Source organism: Enterobacter sp. CCUG 70166, assembly GCF_020224095.1.
Lineage (GTDB): Bacteria > Pseudomonadota > Gammaproteobacteria > Enterobacterales > Enterobacteriaceae > Enterobacter > Enterobacter intestinihominis.
The window spans coordinates 60,879-74,981 of sequence record NZ_NRIQ01000007.1 but is presented as its reverse complement, the minus strand read 5'-3'; the positions used below and the strand labels follow the sequence as shown (position 1 = coordinate 74,981).

Annotated in this window: 12 protein-coding genes and 1 tRNA gene; 7 read left to right on the top strand and 6 right to left on the bottom strand. The window is 53.4% G+C overall.

What is annotated here, in order from left to right; genetic code table 11:
• Positions 1-4 precede the first annotated feature (4 nt).
• Positions 5-556: an endonuclease SmrB gene (smrB, locus tag CKK19_RS03975; RefSeq protein ID WP_022648866.1), complete on the top strand. Its 552-nt coding sequence runs from the start codon at positions 5-7 to the stop codon at positions 554-556.
• Positions 557-602: 46 nt separating this feature from the next.
• Here smrB and sixA read toward each other — a convergent pair whose 3' ends face one another.
• The 4 genes from sixA to CKK19_RS03955 form a co-directional block, all read right to left on the bottom strand.
• Positions 603-1,088 carry a phosphohistidine phosphatase SixA gene (gene sixA, locus CKK19_RS03970; RefSeq protein WP_003861375.1) on the bottom strand — a complete coding sequence of 162 codons (486 nt, stop codon included), beginning with the start codon at positions 1,086-1,088 and terminating at the stop codon, positions 603-605.
• A gap of 209 nt (positions 1,089-1,297) precedes the next feature.
• Positions 1,298-3,445, bottom strand: a complete 2,148-nt coding sequence (gene fadJ, locus CKK19_RS03965) for a fatty acid oxidation complex subunit alpha FadJ (RefSeq protein WP_063853417.1) — start codon at positions 3,443-3,445, stop codon at positions 1,298-1,300.
• Positions 3,445-4,755 (bottom strand): acetyl-CoA C-acyltransferase FadI, encoded by a 1,311-nt coding sequence (gene fadI / locus CKK19_RS03960; protein WP_023300649.1) that lies wholly within the window; start codon positions 4,753-4,755, stop codon positions 3,445-3,447. Before fadI ends, fadJ begins: the two co-directional genes overlap by 1 nt.
• Positions 4,756-4,992: 237 nt before the next feature.
• Positions 4,993-5,277: a YfcZ/YiiS family protein gene (locus CKK19_RS03955; RefSeq protein WP_022648869.1), complete on the bottom strand. Its 285-nt coding sequence runs from the start codon at positions 5,275-5,277 to the stop codon at positions 4,993-4,995.
• 372 nt (positions 5,278-5,649) lie between these two features.
• Between CKK19_RS03955 and fadL the strand changes: the two genes are divergently transcribed.
• Complete coding sequence (gene fadL, locus CKK19_RS03950) at positions 5,650-6,933, top strand: long-chain fatty acid transporter FadL (protein ID WP_022648870.1); 1,284 nt, start codon at positions 5,650-5,652, stop codon at positions 6,931-6,933.
• Positions 6,934-6,977: 44 nt separating this feature from the next.
• On the opposite strand, the gene mlaA is transcribed toward fadL, so the two are convergent.
• Positions 6,978-7,730: a phospholipid-binding lipoprotein MlaA gene (gene mlaA, locus CKK19_RS03945; RefSeq protein WP_022648871.1), complete on the bottom strand. Its 753-nt coding sequence runs from the start codon at positions 7,728-7,730 to the stop codon at positions 6,978-6,980.
• 314 nt (positions 7,731-8,044) lie between these two features.
• On the opposite strand from mlaA, the gene CKK19_RS03940 reads away from it, so the two are divergent.
• From CKK19_RS03940 to ypdK, 4 genes are all read left to right on the top strand, one after another.
• The gene (locus CKK19_RS03940; RefSeq protein ID WP_022648872.1) at positions 8,045-8,974 is read left to right on the top strand and encodes a formate/nitrite transporter family protein; all 930 of its coding nucleotides are present in this window, start codon (positions 8,045-8,047) and stop codon (positions 8,972-8,974) included.
• Positions 8,975-9,049: 75 nt separating this feature from the next.
• Positions 9,050-9,121: transfer RNA gene (locus tag CKK19_RS03935), tRNA-Arg, on the top strand.
• Between the two features lie 248 nt (positions 9,122-9,369).
• Positions 9,370-10,290, top strand: coding sequence for a kdo(2)-lipid IV(A) palmitoleoyltransferase (lpxP, locus tag CKK19_RS03930; RefSeq protein WP_168713920.1), 921 nt, complete (start codon positions 9,370-9,372; stop codon positions 10,288-10,290).
• Between the two features lie 359 nt (positions 10,291-10,649).
• Positions 10,650-10,721, top strand: coding sequence for a membrane protein YpdK (ypdK, locus tag CKK19_RS25350; protein ID WP_099458937.1), 72 nt, complete (start codon positions 10,650-10,652; stop codon positions 10,719-10,721).
• A 57-nt stretch (positions 10,722-10,778) separates the two neighbouring features.
• Here ypdK and alaC read toward each other — a convergent pair whose 3' ends face one another.
• Positions 10,779-12,014 (bottom strand): alanine transaminase, encoded by a 1,236-nt coding sequence (alaC, locus tag CKK19_RS03920; RefSeq protein ID WP_023300650.1) that lies wholly within the window; start codon positions 12,012-12,014, stop codon positions 10,779-10,781.
• A 386-nt stretch (positions 12,015-12,400) separates the two neighbouring features.
• Between alaC and CKK19_RS03915 the strand changes: the two genes are divergently transcribed.
• On the top strand, positions 12,401-14,098 hold the full coding sequence (locus tag CKK19_RS03915; protein ID WP_022648926.1) for a sensor histidine kinase: 1,698 nt from the start codon (positions 12,401-12,403) through the stop codon (positions 14,096-14,098).
• Positions 14,099-14,103 lie beyond the last annotated feature (5 nt).

Here is a 14,103-nt window from a genome sequence, read left to right as displayed (position 1 = left end):
ACGAATGAAAAAGAAAACATCGCTCAGCGAGGAGGATCAGGCTCTCTTCCGTCAGCTGATGACCGGGACGCGTAAAATCACGCACGACACCATTGTCCATCGCCCGCAGCGTAAAAAAATCAGCGAGGTTCCGGTCAAACGGTTGCTTCAGGAGCAGGCCGATAACAGCCACTATTTTTCAGATGAGTTTCAGCCGCTGCTAAATACGCAGGGTGCGGTGAAATACGTGCGCGAAGACGTTAGCCATTTTGAACTGAAAAAATTACGCCGGGGAGATTACTCGCCGGAGCTGTTCCTCGATCTGCATGGGTTGACCCAGATGCAGGCGAAGCAGGAGCTGGGGGCGTTGATCGCGGCGTGCCGACGCGAGCATGTTTTTTGCGCCTGCGTGATGCACGGTCACGGCAAACATATTCTCAAACAACAGACGCCGCTGTGGCTGGCTCAGCATCCACACGTAATGGCTTTTCATCAGGCACCGAAAGAGTACGGCGGAGATGCCGCATTGCTGGTATTGATTGAGGTGGAGGAGTGGCAGCCGCCAGAGTTGCCCTGACACGATGGCGGGAGGCACGCGGCACCCCGCCATATCGCACGTCACGTCAGATGGCTTTAGCCATCTTCAGGTTGCACGGACTCATTTGCCAGTTAAAGACCCCTTTGCCGGTTTCGTCGAGGGTGACGTTGGCAATGGCGGACGTTGTGAACATCGGCGGCGTTTCGCCCGGGCACAGCTCAGATACCAGATAGCCGACCAGCGGCAGGTGGGAAATGACCAGTGCGGAAGCGACACCTTCGTTGCACAGCGCCTGAAGGTAAGCACTGACAAGGCCAACATCGCCACACGGCGTGAGTTCAGGGAGAACATCCACACTGGATGGCAGGTTCATACACTCCCCTACCACATCCAGCGTCTGTTCTGCCCGCAGGAACGGACTCACCAGAACGCGTTCAATGTCCACTTTTTGACCTTTAAGCCATGTCGCCATCTGACGGGATTCGTCGCAGCCACAGACGGTTAAAGGACGTACTGAGTCACTGGCGGCATCAAGTGCCGCGTCGCCGTGACGCATGATAAAAACTTGCATATTGCACCGCTTTTGTTAACCAGAATCACCGGCGTTAACTACCCGCGATTAATGCTCTGAGGTAGAAAACCCGATGGCCGGGCATTGTGCCTGATCCATTCGGTGAATGAAACGCTGTTTTTTACCTCAATGGCGTAAGTATAGTCAATCTTTGTTTACAATTTCGCCATAACAGGTTCCATCACCTCAAGATTTACCCTTCTTTGACTTCAGTTTACGCAATCAGTTTCCCTTGCGGGCCAGAATGTCTGACCCCGTTCCGCCATCTGCAATAATTCGTCACAAGGTGTAAACCGTGGACCGTATTGCGAGGCCAGACGTTGCAGGATCGCAACCACTTCACCCGCCCCGAGGGTATCCATATACCGGAACGGGCCGCCAAGGAATGGCGGAAAACCGATACCAAACACGGCACCGATGTCGCCGTCGCGCGCGCTTTTGATCACCTGCTCACCAAAGCAGCGCGCCGCTTCATTGAGCATCATCATCACGCAGCGCTCAGCACACTGAACCGCCGACAGTTTTCCCTGACCCGTGACAGGAATAAGCGCATAAACCGAAGGGTCGACCTGTTTCTTGCTTTTACGCCCTTTCGCGGCGTAAAGATAGAAACCGCGTTCATTTTTTCTGCCTTTGCGATCGTCCTTCAAAATTGCGGAAACAAAGTTTGCAGGCGGCGCAAAACGATCGCCATAAGCCGCTTCCAGCACAGGGATAATTTTAGTCCCCGTATCAATTCCTACCTCATCCAAAAGTTGGATTGGGCCGACGGGGAAACCAAACTTCACCAGGGCGTCATCGACGTGCTCAATTTTCTCCCCTTCCGTCAGCAACCGCATCGCTTCGTTAATATACGGCGCCAGAATGCGGTTGACGTAGAAGCCGGCTTTGTCCGCGACCACAACAGGAGTTTTGCCCTGTTTTTTCGCCAGCTTCACCACGGTGGCAATAGTTTGCGGGCTGGTTGTGGCATGAGGGATAACCTCCACCAGCGGCATTTTTTCGACAGGACTGAAATAGTGCAGCCCTATCACCTGCTCCGGGCGCATGGCTTTCGCCGCGATGTCGCCGATCGGCAAAGACGAGGTGTTTGACGCGAAAATGGTGTGCGGCGCGCAATGCTGTTCAACGTCCGCTACCATCTGCTGCTTAAGGGCCAGATCTTCGAACACGGCTTCAATCACCAGATCGCGGTGTGCAAACCCACTGTAGTCGGTGGCGCCAGTGATCATCGCGAGGATTTTATCGCGATCGCTGGCCTTGATATGGCGGCGTTTCACTTTGCGATCAAGGTTCTGCCAGCTGTACTGCAACGCGTGGTTGATGCCCTGAGGATTGATATCTTTGATACGTACGGGCAATTTGCCTTTGCTGGCGGTGACAAACGCGATGCCGCCGCCCATCAGCCCACCACCCAGAACCCCAACGGCGCGCAGCGGAGCCGGTTCAGCTTCACTGCCCGGATCTTTTTTAACCTCCATGCTGGCAAAGAAAATGCCGCGCAGCGCCTGCGACTGCGGCGTCATCGCCAGCTCGCCAAACGCTTTCGCTTCCGCGGCATAACCGCTGCTGCTGCCCTGGGATAAACCGGTTTCAATCACCTTCAGAATACGCGTCGCTGCCGGATAATTCCCTCTGGTTTTTTGCTCGGTTTTTTTACCCACCATATTAAACAGCAGCGTGCGCCCCAGCGGCCCGGCGAGGATACGCTCACGCACCGGCAGGGGGCGTTTCGCCTGACGACCTTTCAGCGCCCGCTCAACGGCAGCCTCAAGCAAGATTGCGTGCGGAACGACCTCATCAACCAGACCCGCCTTTAACGCCTGACGGGCGCGCAGCTGTTTACCGGTTAAAATCATCTCCAGCGCAGTACTGACGCCCACCAGCCGCGGCAAGCGCTGCGTGCCACCTGAACCGGGCAGCAATCCAAGCTGTACTTCAGGCAGTCCGAGTACGGTTTTCGCATCGTCGGTACAGATGCGACTGTGGCAGGCCAGCGCCAGCTCAAGCCCGCCGCCCAGGCAAGCCCCGTGGATCGCAGCGACAACGGGTATCGACAGCGCATGGATCTCCGCCATCACCTGCTGCCCCTGACGCGCCAGATCTTCTGCTTCCTGAGCGCTTGTCGCCCGGGCAATCATGTTGATATCGGCCCCGGCAATAAAGTTATCCGGCTTTGCCGAGATAAATACCAGGCTACGTATCGCTTTGTTTTCGCGGATCTGTCTGAGCATCGCACGCACCTGAACGCCGAACTCCGCCTTCAGGGTATTCATTTTTTCGTCGGGCACATCAATGGTGATAACGGCCACGTTATCAAGGCGAACAACAAGGTTAAATGCAGATGTCGTTTCCATTATTCAGCCTCCAGAACCATTGCTGCGCCCAGACCGCCCGCCGCACAGGCGGTGACGAGACCAAAGCCGCCGCCACGGCGACGCAGTTCGTGCAACGTCTGGGTGATCATTCTCGCCCCGGTCGCTGCAAACGGATGACCGTAAGCAATGGAGCCACCCAGCACATTGAATTTACTTTGATCCACTTCGCCTGTGGCATGTGCGCGGCCCAGCACGTCGCGGGCAAAACGTTCGCTCGCCATAAGCTGCACGTTTGCCAGCGTTTGTGCGGCAAAGGCTTCGTGCATATCAATTAACGTGAGATCGGAGAGCGTTAGCCCCGCGCGCTCCAGCGCCAGCGGCGTGGACCAGGCCGGTCCGAGCAGCATGTCCTGCCAGACATCGATGGCGGTAAAGGCGTAGCTGCGCAAATAGCCCAGCGGTGTGATGCCCAGCTCTTTCGCCCGGGATTCCGTCATCAGGATCACGGCGGCGGCACCGTCCGTCAGCGGCGTACTGTTGGCCGCCGTAACGGTGCCATGTTTACGGTCAAAGGCCGGGCGCAGTTTTGCGTAATCTGCCAGGGTTGAGGTGCCGCGAATGTTGTTATCTTCCGCGAGCGGTTCCCGGTAAGGCGGTACATAGGCGGTCATCACTTCGTTGGTCAGTTTGCCCTCCGACCAGGCTTTCGCTGCCAGCTGATGCGAGCGATGCGCCAGCGCATCCTGCTGTTCGCGGGTAATACCATAGGTTTTTGCCATCTGCTCGGCTGTATCGCCCATGCGCAGGCCGGTGGAGTATTCAGCAACGGCAGGTGGCACGGGCATGAGGTCGCGCAGGCGTAAACGCGAGAAGAGTTTAAGCTTTGCACCGGTAGTGCGAGCTTTGTTGGCATCCACGAGGATGCGGGCCAGCTGTTTGCTGACGCCGATGGGCAGCACGGAGGAGGAATCCGCGCCGCCGGCGATCCCCGCGCGAATGGTCCCCGCCATCAGGCTTTCCGCCACGTTCGCCACCGCCTGGAAACTTGTGGCGCAGGCGCGGCTGACGCTGTAGGCGTCGGTATGAACATTCATGCCGGTACCCAGCACGATTTCACGCGCGATATTGGGTGCTTCCGGCATCTGTACCACCTGGCCGAAAACCAGTTGCTCAATAACCTCTGGCGGGATCTCGCTGCGAGCCAGCATCTCCCCCACCACCATTTTTCCCAGATCGACAGCCGGTATACCGTGAAACGCGGTTGCCTGACGTGCAAACGGCGTACGTAACCCGCTGACAATGGCAATGCGGTCACCGTGACGGGTGATAAGCGGTAATGCCTGACTCATAACACTCCCCTGTAAAAAAATTTTGCGCGCACGTTAAGTGGTCTGACCTGATAATAGTCTTAACTATTTTTTTACATTGAGCCAATCGGGGAAGCGAAAAATTGCGAGCTAAGGCACAGAGAAGAAAAAGAAAATGCCCAGGGTAAAAGCAAAACGGTAACCCGTGGGTTACCGTTTTTAGTGTTTGCGCCCTCTCCCGTGGGAGAGGGTTGGGGTGAGGGCACCAGACCGCAGGAATTAACGCAGGCCCAGCTGGAAGATCAGCGTTTCTGCCTCGCAGGCGAACACAAAGTCGATATCCAGCTGCACGCCGCCTTCTACTTCCGTAAAGGTAGATTTGATTTCACATGGATCGGATTCGACTTCACGCGCACGCTTGCTCAGCGCGGCCAGCGTCTCTTCCGCTTCAGCGCGGTTAGGGAATACGCGGCTGTAAGAGGCGGTGCAATCGGTGTTGTCCATAATGGTGCCAACATCCATACAGCAGCAAACCGGGGTTTCATCAGCACTGCATTTACTCATAGCTCAATTTCCTCTGTATTCGCGCAGCGCGCGAGATAAACACGATGCGACTATTTTACGCCCCCGGACGAGCCCCCTCCAGCCGTTAATGGCGCAAAACCGGATAAGTGAGCAATATCACACTAAAAAATGATCTAAAACAAAATTCACCTTTTCGGATGAATCGTACTGGTCACAATTTTGCCAACCAGATCTCGTTTCATGAAACATGTTTGAAAATATTAATAAACAAACTTGCAACATCCCAGCTGGTCAGACCTATACTCTCGCCACTGGTCTGATTTGTATGTCATACCTCAGACCCTACACTTCGCGCTCCTGTTACGGTATGTAACAATTATTGAATAAAAATAACTCAATGAGGTTATGGTCATGAGCCAGAAAACCCTGTTCAAACAAACTGCTTTAGCAGTTGCAGTGGCAATCGTCTCAACGTCCGCCTGGTCAGCGGGCTTCCAGTTAAACGAATTTTCTTCCTCTGGCCTTGGCCGTGCGTATTCCGGGGAAGGTGCGATTGCCGATGACGCAGGCAACGCAAGCCGTAACCCGGCGCTTATCATGATGTTTGATCGCCCTACCTTCTCTGCCGGTGCGGTTTACATCGATCCTGATGTCAACATTTCTGGCAAATCTCAGTATACCGGCGCAGATCTGAAGGCGGATAACATTGCACCAACGGCGTGGGTGCCTAACCTGCACTTTGTTGCGCCAATCAATGAACAGTTTGGTTGGGGTGCCTCTGTCACCTCTAACTATGGCCTGGCAACGGAGTTCAATAACAACTACCCGGCCGGGGAATACGGCGGTAAAACCGACCTGACGACCCTGAACCTTAACCTGAGCGGCGCATATCGTCTGAACGATAACTGGAGCTTTGGTCTGGGCTTTGATGCTGTCTACGCTGATGCAAAAATCGAGCGTTATTCCGGGGAGCAAACTGCTGCGCTGCCGAAAAACAGCAATAAAATTGCCAGCCTGAAAGGTGACGAGTGGGGTTACGGCTGGAACGCCGGTATCCTGTATGAACTGGATAAAAACAACCGCTGGGGTCTGACCTACCGCTCAGAAGTGAAGATTGACTTCGATGGCGATTACAAAAGCGGCATCCTGAGCCCAGTCAACGGTATGGTACCGGGCGCAGGCACCACCATTCCATGGGGTACCTCGAATCAAACCGTACCGGGTTCACTGTCACTGCATCTGCCAGAAATGTGGGAAGTGTCAGGTTATAACCGCGTTGCGCCGCAGTGGGCTATTCACTATAGCCTCGCGTATACCAGCTGGAGCCAGTTCCAGGAGCTGAAAGCCACCGGCAGCAACGGCCAGACGCTGTTCTATAAAGACGAAAGCTTCCACGATGCTTACCGTATCGCACTTGGTACGACCTATTATATGGATGACAACTGGACGTTCCGTACCGGCGTGGCATTTGATGACAGTCCGGTACCGGCAGATAAGCGTTCTATCTCCATTCCGGATCAGGACCGTTTCTGGGTAAGTGCGGGGGCAACCTACGCGTTCAACGAGAATGCCTCTATCGACGCGGGCGTGTCGTACATGCATGGACAGAAAGTGACCTTCCAGGAAGGCCCTTACGAGTTTACCTCTGAAGGTAAAGCCTGGCTGTTTGGTACCAACTTCAACTACGCGTTCTAATCCCAACACGATTAAAAAAGGTGAGCATCGCTCACCTTTTTTATTTATTCCGAATCGATATCTTTTAATTCGTTCTCGATGGCTTTCGCGTTCGGATTATCTTCCGGCTTCAGCTTACCGCCGTTGGCAATAAAGTCATGGTTCTGGAAATAGGCCTCGCGGACCATGATGTACGGATCGGAAGACTGACGCAGCAGACCGTCAGAGTCCAGCAGTTGCGCACGCGTTTCAATCCCTTCCACGGTCCATTTACCAATCGACAGCGGCCAGGTGAGCCATGACAGCACCGGATACAGCGTATCCACCATATCGCCGCCATCATCACGCACGGTAAAGCTGCCGTAGAATGGCAGGTGCACATACGGCCCATAACCTACGCCATAATGCCCCAGTGTGCTGCCGAAACGATGCGGCTGTTCACGCTGTAATTTCGGGTTCGCCATGCCTGCGACATCTATTAAGCCGCCCATACCCAGCAGAGAGTTCAGGAAGAAACGGGTGAAATGCACCATCCCCTGATACGGGTCGCCCTGGAGGAAGTAGTTCACCATCACCGCTGGCTCTTCCAGGTTACTGGTAAAGTTGCTCAGCCCGTTACGCGCTGGCTGCGGAACGTAGTCACGCCATGCCACGGCAACCGGACGAACCAGATATGGATCCAGCACATTATAGTTAAAGTTGTACATTGAACGGTTAAATCCTTCGAGAGGATCGGAGCGTCCCGTTTGCTCGCCAGAGCTGGCGCAGCCCACAAGCATCGTTACGCCCAGCGCAAGCGCCGACAGCCGAAGCTTCATATATTTCTCCCTGTTCAATATGGCTATCGTTGAATGCCATCTGTGACGGAGCCTGTGAGGCTCCGCCTGAAACGTGCAAGTGATTGTAACAGCACGCTTACCGATGTCTACGAGGACAATGACGACCCGCTCGCGTCATCACGCTAATTTCAGCATAGCCTGTCTTTAAGAATTCGTTTCGCTGGCAATTTTATATTGGCTTTGAAAGAGATGTCTCACCTTTATTGCCATTTTCAGCAATTTAAGAGCTTCCCCACGGGCAAGGCGCCAAAAGCCGCTACGCTTAAATGAGCGATTACCCCGAAGGAGCAGTTATGAAAGATATTAACGAAGAAAAAATTGGCGAGAACAATGAGGAACATGAGATTGAAAGTGAGGAGAAAGACCGGGGAGAAGAGATAGAAGTCGATGAGGATCGCCTGCCGTCGCGCGCCATGGCCATTCATGAGCATATTCGCCAGGATGGCGAAAAGGAGATGGAGCGTGATGCAATGGCCCTGCTGTGGTCGGCCATCGCAGCCGGTCTGTCGATGGGCGCCTCTCTGCTCGCCAAAGGTATATTTCACGTTCAGCTGGAAGGCGTGCCGGGCGGTTTTTTGCTGGAGAATTTAGGCTACACGTTCGGCTTTATTATCGTCATTATGGCGCGACAGCAGCTTTTCACGGAGAACACCGTCACTGCCGTACTGCCCGTCATGCAAAATCCGACCCTTGGTAATTTTGGTTTACTGATGCGCCTCTGGAGCGTCGTGCTGCTGGGGAACCTGATCGGTACGGGCGTTGCAGCCTGGGCCTTCGAGTATATGCCAATCTTTGATGAACCGACCCGCGACGCATTCGTGAAGATTGGCATGGATGTAATGAAAAATACGCCGGTTGAAATGTTCTCTAATGCCATTATCTCCGGCTGGATCATCGCCACTATGGTCTGGATGTTCCCGTCAGCGGGCAGCGCGAAAATCGTGGTGATTATCCTGATGACCTGGCTTATCGCACTCGCCGATACCACGCACATTGTTGTCGGGACCGTTGAAATCCTTTATCTGGTATTTAACGGCACACTCCACTGGAGCGACTTTTTCTGGCCGTTCGCCCTGCCTACTCTCGCAGGCAACATTTGTGGCGGAACCTTTATCTTTGCACTGCTGAGCCATGCGCAAATCCGTAACGACATGTCCAACAAGCGTAAGGCCGAACTTAAGGCTCAGGAAAAAAAGGATAAAACTGCCGAAAAATCGGCGTGAACGGCGACTCTTTGACCAGTCAGGCGGCAATGCGCTTAACGAGAAGTGTAAATAACGCTATACTCTTGCCGCTTCGTCCCCTTAGTTAAATGGATATAACGAGCCCCTCCTAAGGGCTAGTTGCAGGTTCGATTCCTGCAGGGGACACTTTTAATTTCCCCCTATAATCCCTGATTTATCAATCCGCTTTGCAATTGCCGCTTTTTTAAGCAAAAACGAGTAATAGCTCATAATGTATAACGGTGCTACATTAAGCCGCCCACCCAAGTCAGCAATGGCCAGGCAACGTCGTAAAGAACGGTAAAGCCTGCAACCATGACCTCGTCCTACGGTCTCAATGGCACGTGGTATCGCGAAGTCTGCGCTACCTTCACAGGCTTTACAAAGGTTCCACTATTTTGTCTCAATCCAAATTTCAGCGGGCGTTTCTGCACCCGCGCTACTGGTTTACATGGTTCGGCCTTGGCGTACTTTGGCTGCTGGTCCAGCTTCCTTATCCCGTGATTCGCTTCCTGGGTTCGAAGCTCGGCAGCGCATCGCGTCACTTTCTTAAGCGTCGCGAGTCCATTGCCCGAAAAAATCTTGAACTTTGCTTTCCGCATTACAATGCGCAGCAGCGTGAAACGCTGATCGCTGAAAACTTTAAATCTATCGGTATGGCGTTGCTTGAAACCGGTATGGCCTGGTTCTGGCCAGACGAGCGTGTCCGTAAATGGTTTGACGTTGAAGGTCTGGATAACCTCAAACATGCCCAGATGCAAAAACGCGGCGTGATGGTTGTGGGTGTGCATTTTATGTCGCTTGAGCTGGGCGGCCGCGTTATGGGTCTTTGTCAGCCGATGATGGCAACCTATCGCCCGCATAACAGCGCACTGATGGAATGGGTACAAACGCGGGGCCGCATGCGTTCAAATAAGGCGATGATCAGCCGTAACAATCTGCGCGGTATGGTTGGCGCCCTGAAAAAAGGTGAAGCCGTCTGGTTTGCCCCAGACCAGGACTACGGCCCTAAAGGCAGCAGCTTTGCCCCTTTCTTTGCGGTTAAAGATGTCGCTACGACGAACGGTACCTTTGTGATTTCACGTCTCTCTGGCGCCTCGATGTTAACAGTGACCATGGTCAGAAAAGCGGATAAGTCAGGCTATCGTCTGCATATCTCACCGGAGATGGCGAACTATCCTGAGGATGAGAGTGAAGCCGCGACCTTTATCAATAAGGTGATTGAGTTTGAGATTATGCGAGCACCTGAGCAGTATCTGTGGATGCACCGCCGCTTTAAAACCCGCCCTCTGGGCGAAGCCTCACTTTATATCTAACCCCTTTCGAAGGTTAGTTTCGCTAAGAAACTAACCTTTTCAAGCACCTGTAATCGCAGTGCGTAACGGCTTTTTTCGACCGTCGCTCAACAGGCATTTATTGCGTACCGAAATCAAACTGTCGCCGTTCCACGACACTCGTAAGTATCGGAAATTATTTAAAAAAATGCCTCTTGTCACTCCTGAAATTTAGGCGTACATTAGCGCCGTCTGGCGACAGGAAAGCACAGAATTCAGAGCTGAAGTTAGCGACGTAACGGGATAATTCCGATTTCCCCTTTCGCATGATTTCAACTCTCTATACTCAGTTGGACTCTGTTTTTTTAATGCGTACCGGAAGATACGCGGAGCGATGAAACGTGAAATATTTCTTTATGGGCATTTCGGTTATTGTTTTAGTTTGGGCCGGAACGTTTGCTCTGATGATCTAGTTAAGAAAATGCAGTCAAAAAAACAGGCGCCGTTGGCGCCTGTTTTTTTGGTGTCCGTTACGACTCGGGTTGTTCCACGACGCTCTTAACTGCAAGCAGGCCATCCGCGCGGAACATGCTTTTAATCCCCCGCACAGCCTGACGGATACGGTCGCTGTTTTCGATCAGCGCGAAACGCACATGCGTGTCACCGTAGTCACCAAAGCCAATGCCTGGAGAAACGCAAACCTTCGCGTCCTGAAGCAGTTTTTTGGCAAATTCCAGAGATCCCATCGCCGCATACGGCTCGGGGATTTTCGCCCAGACGTACATGGAAGCTTTAGGCATTTCAACCATCCAGCCCGCTTCGTGAAGCCCTTTTACCAGCACATCACGGCGGCGCTTGTACTGGGCGGCAATATCAAGCACGCACTGCTGATCCCCTTCCAGCGCCGCGATGGCCGCGACCTGCAATGGCGTAAACGTACCATAGTCATGGTAACTTTTAATACGCGCCAGTGCGCTCACCAGCGTTTTGTTTCCCACCATAAATCCAATTCGCCAGCCCGCCATGTTGTAGCTTTTCGACAGGGTGAAAAACTCAACCGCCACATCACGGGCACCCGGTACCTGCATAATTGACGGCGCTTTCCAGCCATCATAAACGATATCAGCATAGGCGAGATCGTGTACCACCAGCACGTCGTAACGCTTAGCCAGCGCGACCACTTTCTCAAAGAATTCGAGTTCGACGCATTGTGCCGTTGGGTTGGACGGGAAACCGAGGATCATCATTTTCGGCTTCGGATAACTTTCACGAATCGCCCGTTCCAGCTCGTTGAAGAAGTCGACGCCTTCCACCAGTGGGACAGAACGCACCTGCGCGCCAGCAATCACCGCCCCATAAATATGAATTGGGTAGCTCGGATTCGGCACCAGGACGGTATCGCCGTGATCGAGCGTCGCCAGCATCAGGTGGGCCAGCCCCTCTTTGGAGCCAATGGTCACAATCGCTTCGCTTTCAGGATCGATATCCACCTGATAACGATCCTGATACCAGCGGGAGATCGCCCGACGCAAGCGTGGAATGCCGCGTGAGGTTGAATACCCATGGGTATCGGGACGCTGGGCAACTGTGCAGAGTTTCTCAACGATATGCGGCGGCGTTGGGCCGTCAGGGTTACCCATACTGAAATCGATAATGTCTTCACCGCGCCGACGCGCAGCCATTTTCAGTTCAGCAGTGATATTGAAAACATAAGGGGGGAGACGATCGATACGCGTAAAACGGCGTTCAGGACTGAATTCAGCCATAGATTCCTCAGAGTCACGTTAGCGCCCGGACCGTCCGAGCGACGCTGCCACCCGTGTGGCATGCTTAGAAAATAACCTGAAGAAAAAGACGCTGTCGAGGGGATAACGGCAAAACAATATATTGCGCTAAAACGGGAATGCGATTGCAGTGAAAAGCGGAACTCTTATCGTGAACAGGCAGTTTTAAGCGCTGCGATTTAACACAATATTTTCAGTATCGTTACCTGACGCTTCTCCCCAAACGAAAAAGCAGCGACTTTCAGTCAAAAGCCAGCAATCCCCTTTGAGAATTATGGTTTTTCCCCATTTGATAAATCTGATGGATAGCTGGTCATCTGGCCCTATGTTTTCTATCATAGATTTTTCCCGTTTTCCCAGGCCTGACCGTGCACGAAATCTTCAATATGCTCCTGGCGGTGTTCGACCGCGCGGCATTAATGCTGATCTGTCTCTTTTTCCTTATCCGCATCCGCTTGTTTCGCGAACTGTTGCATAAATCTGCCCACTCGCCAAAAGAGCTGCTGGCCGTTACGTTTATCTTTTCGATGTTTGCCCTGTTCAGCACCTGGTCCGGCGTGCCGGTAGAAGGCTCGCTGGTGAACGTGCGCATCATCGCCGTCATGTCGGGCGGGATCCTCTTTGGTCCCTGGGTCGGGATTATCACAGGCATTATCGCCGGCACCCATCGATACCTGATTGATATTGGCGGCGTGACGGCAGTCCCCTGCTTTATCACCAGCATTATTGCCGGGGTACTCTCCGGCTGGATTAACCGCAAAATCCCGAAAAAACAGCACTGGCGTGCGGGGATTATCGCGGGGATGGTCTGCGAAACGCTGACCATGATCCTGGTCGTCGTCTGGGCACCGACCACTGCGCTGGGGCTGGATATCGTCTCGAAGATCGGTATTCCGATGATCCTCGGGAGCGTCTGTATAGGCTTTATCGTGCTGCTGGTGCAAAGCGTGGAAGGCGAAAAAGAGGCCAGCGCCGCGCGTCAGGCGAAGCTGGCACTGGATATTGCCAACAAAACGCTGCCGCTTTTCCGACACGTTAACACCGAATCTTTACGTCAGGTTTGCGATATCATCCGCCGGGATATTCACGCCGATGCGGTCGCCATCACCAATATTGACCACGTGCTGGCCTATGTTGGCGTCGGTGAGCACAATTATCGCGACAGCGACGATACCATCAGCCCGACCACCAGACAGGCGATTAACTACGGAAAAATCATCATTAAAAACAATGATGAAGCCCACCGGACGCCAGAGATCCACTCAATGCTGGTGATCCCGCTGTGGGAAAAAGGCGTGGTCACGGGGACGCTGAAAATTTACTACTGCCATGCGCACCAAATCACCTCCTCGCTCCAGGAGATGGCGATTGGCCTGTCGCAGATCATCTCCACCCAACTCGAAGTTTCGCGTGCGGAGCAGTTGCGCGAGATGGCAAATAAGGCAGAGCTGCGTGCCCTGCAAAGCAAGATCAATCCCCATTTCCTGTTTAACGCGCTGAACGCTATATCCTCTTCCATTCGTCTTAATCCGGATACCGCGCGGCAGCTGATTTTTAATCTGTCGCGCTATCTGCGCTACAACATTGAGTTAAAAGACGACGAGCAGATCGACATCAAAAAAGAGCTGTATCAAATCAAGGATTACATCGCGATTGAGCAGGCACGCTTTGGCGATAAGCTGACGGTCATTTACGATATTGATGAAGAGGTCAACTGCGTGATTCCAAGCCTGCTGATCCAGCCGCTGGTGGAAAACGCCATTGTTCACGGCATTCAGCCGTGTAAAGGAAAAGGCGTGGTCACGATTAGCGTGACGGAAAGCGGTAACCGCGTGCGAATCGCCGTGCGCGATACCGGACACGGCATCGATCCAAAAGTGATCGAGCGCGTCGAATCAAACGAAATGCCGGGAAATAAAATCGGGCTGCTGAACGTGCACCACCGGGTCAAGCTGCTGTACGGTGACGGGCTGCACATTCACCGCCTTGAGCCGGGCACCGAGATTGCTTTTTATGTTCCGAACGAACGAACGCCCGTTAATGCCCCCATATCCTTGTTGCCGTAGGCCGG

Excerpts from the sequence above, each read along its gene's own strand:
- fadJ (WP_063853417.1), bottom strand. The coding sequence starts at position 3,445 with ATGGAAACGACATCTGCATTTAACCTTGTTGTTCGCCTTGATAACGTG.
- CKK19_RS03940 (WP_022648872.1), top strand. The coding sequence starts at position 8,045 with ATGAAAGATATTAACGAAGAAAAAATTGGCGAGAACAATGAGGAACAT.
- smrB (WP_022648866.1), top strand. The coding sequence starts at position 5 with ATGAAAAAGAAAACATCGCTCAGCGAGGAGGATCAGGCTCTCTTCCGT.
- sixA (WP_003861375.1), bottom strand. The coding sequence starts at position 1,088 with ATGCAAGTTTTTATCATGCGTCACGGCGACGCGGCACTTGATGCCGCC.
- fadI (WP_023300649.1), bottom strand. The coding sequence starts at position 4,755 with ATGAGTCAGGCATTACCGCTTATCACCCGTCACGGTGACCGCATTGCC.
- fadL (WP_022648870.1), top strand. The coding sequence starts at position 5,650 with ATGAGCCAGAAAACCCTGTTCAAACAAACTGCTTTAGCAGTTGCAGTG.
- CKK19_RS03955 (WP_022648869.1), bottom strand. The coding sequence starts at position 5,277 with ATGAGTAAATGCAGTGCTGATGAAACCCCGGTTTGCTGCTGTATGGAT.
- alaC (WP_023300650.1), bottom strand. The coding sequence starts at position 12,014 with ATGGCTGAATTCAGTCCTGAACGCCGTTTTACGCGTATCGATCGTCTC.
- mlaA (WP_022648871.1), bottom strand. The coding sequence starts at position 7,730 with ATGAAGCTTCGGCTGTCGGCGCTTGCGCTGGGCGTAACGATGCTTGTG.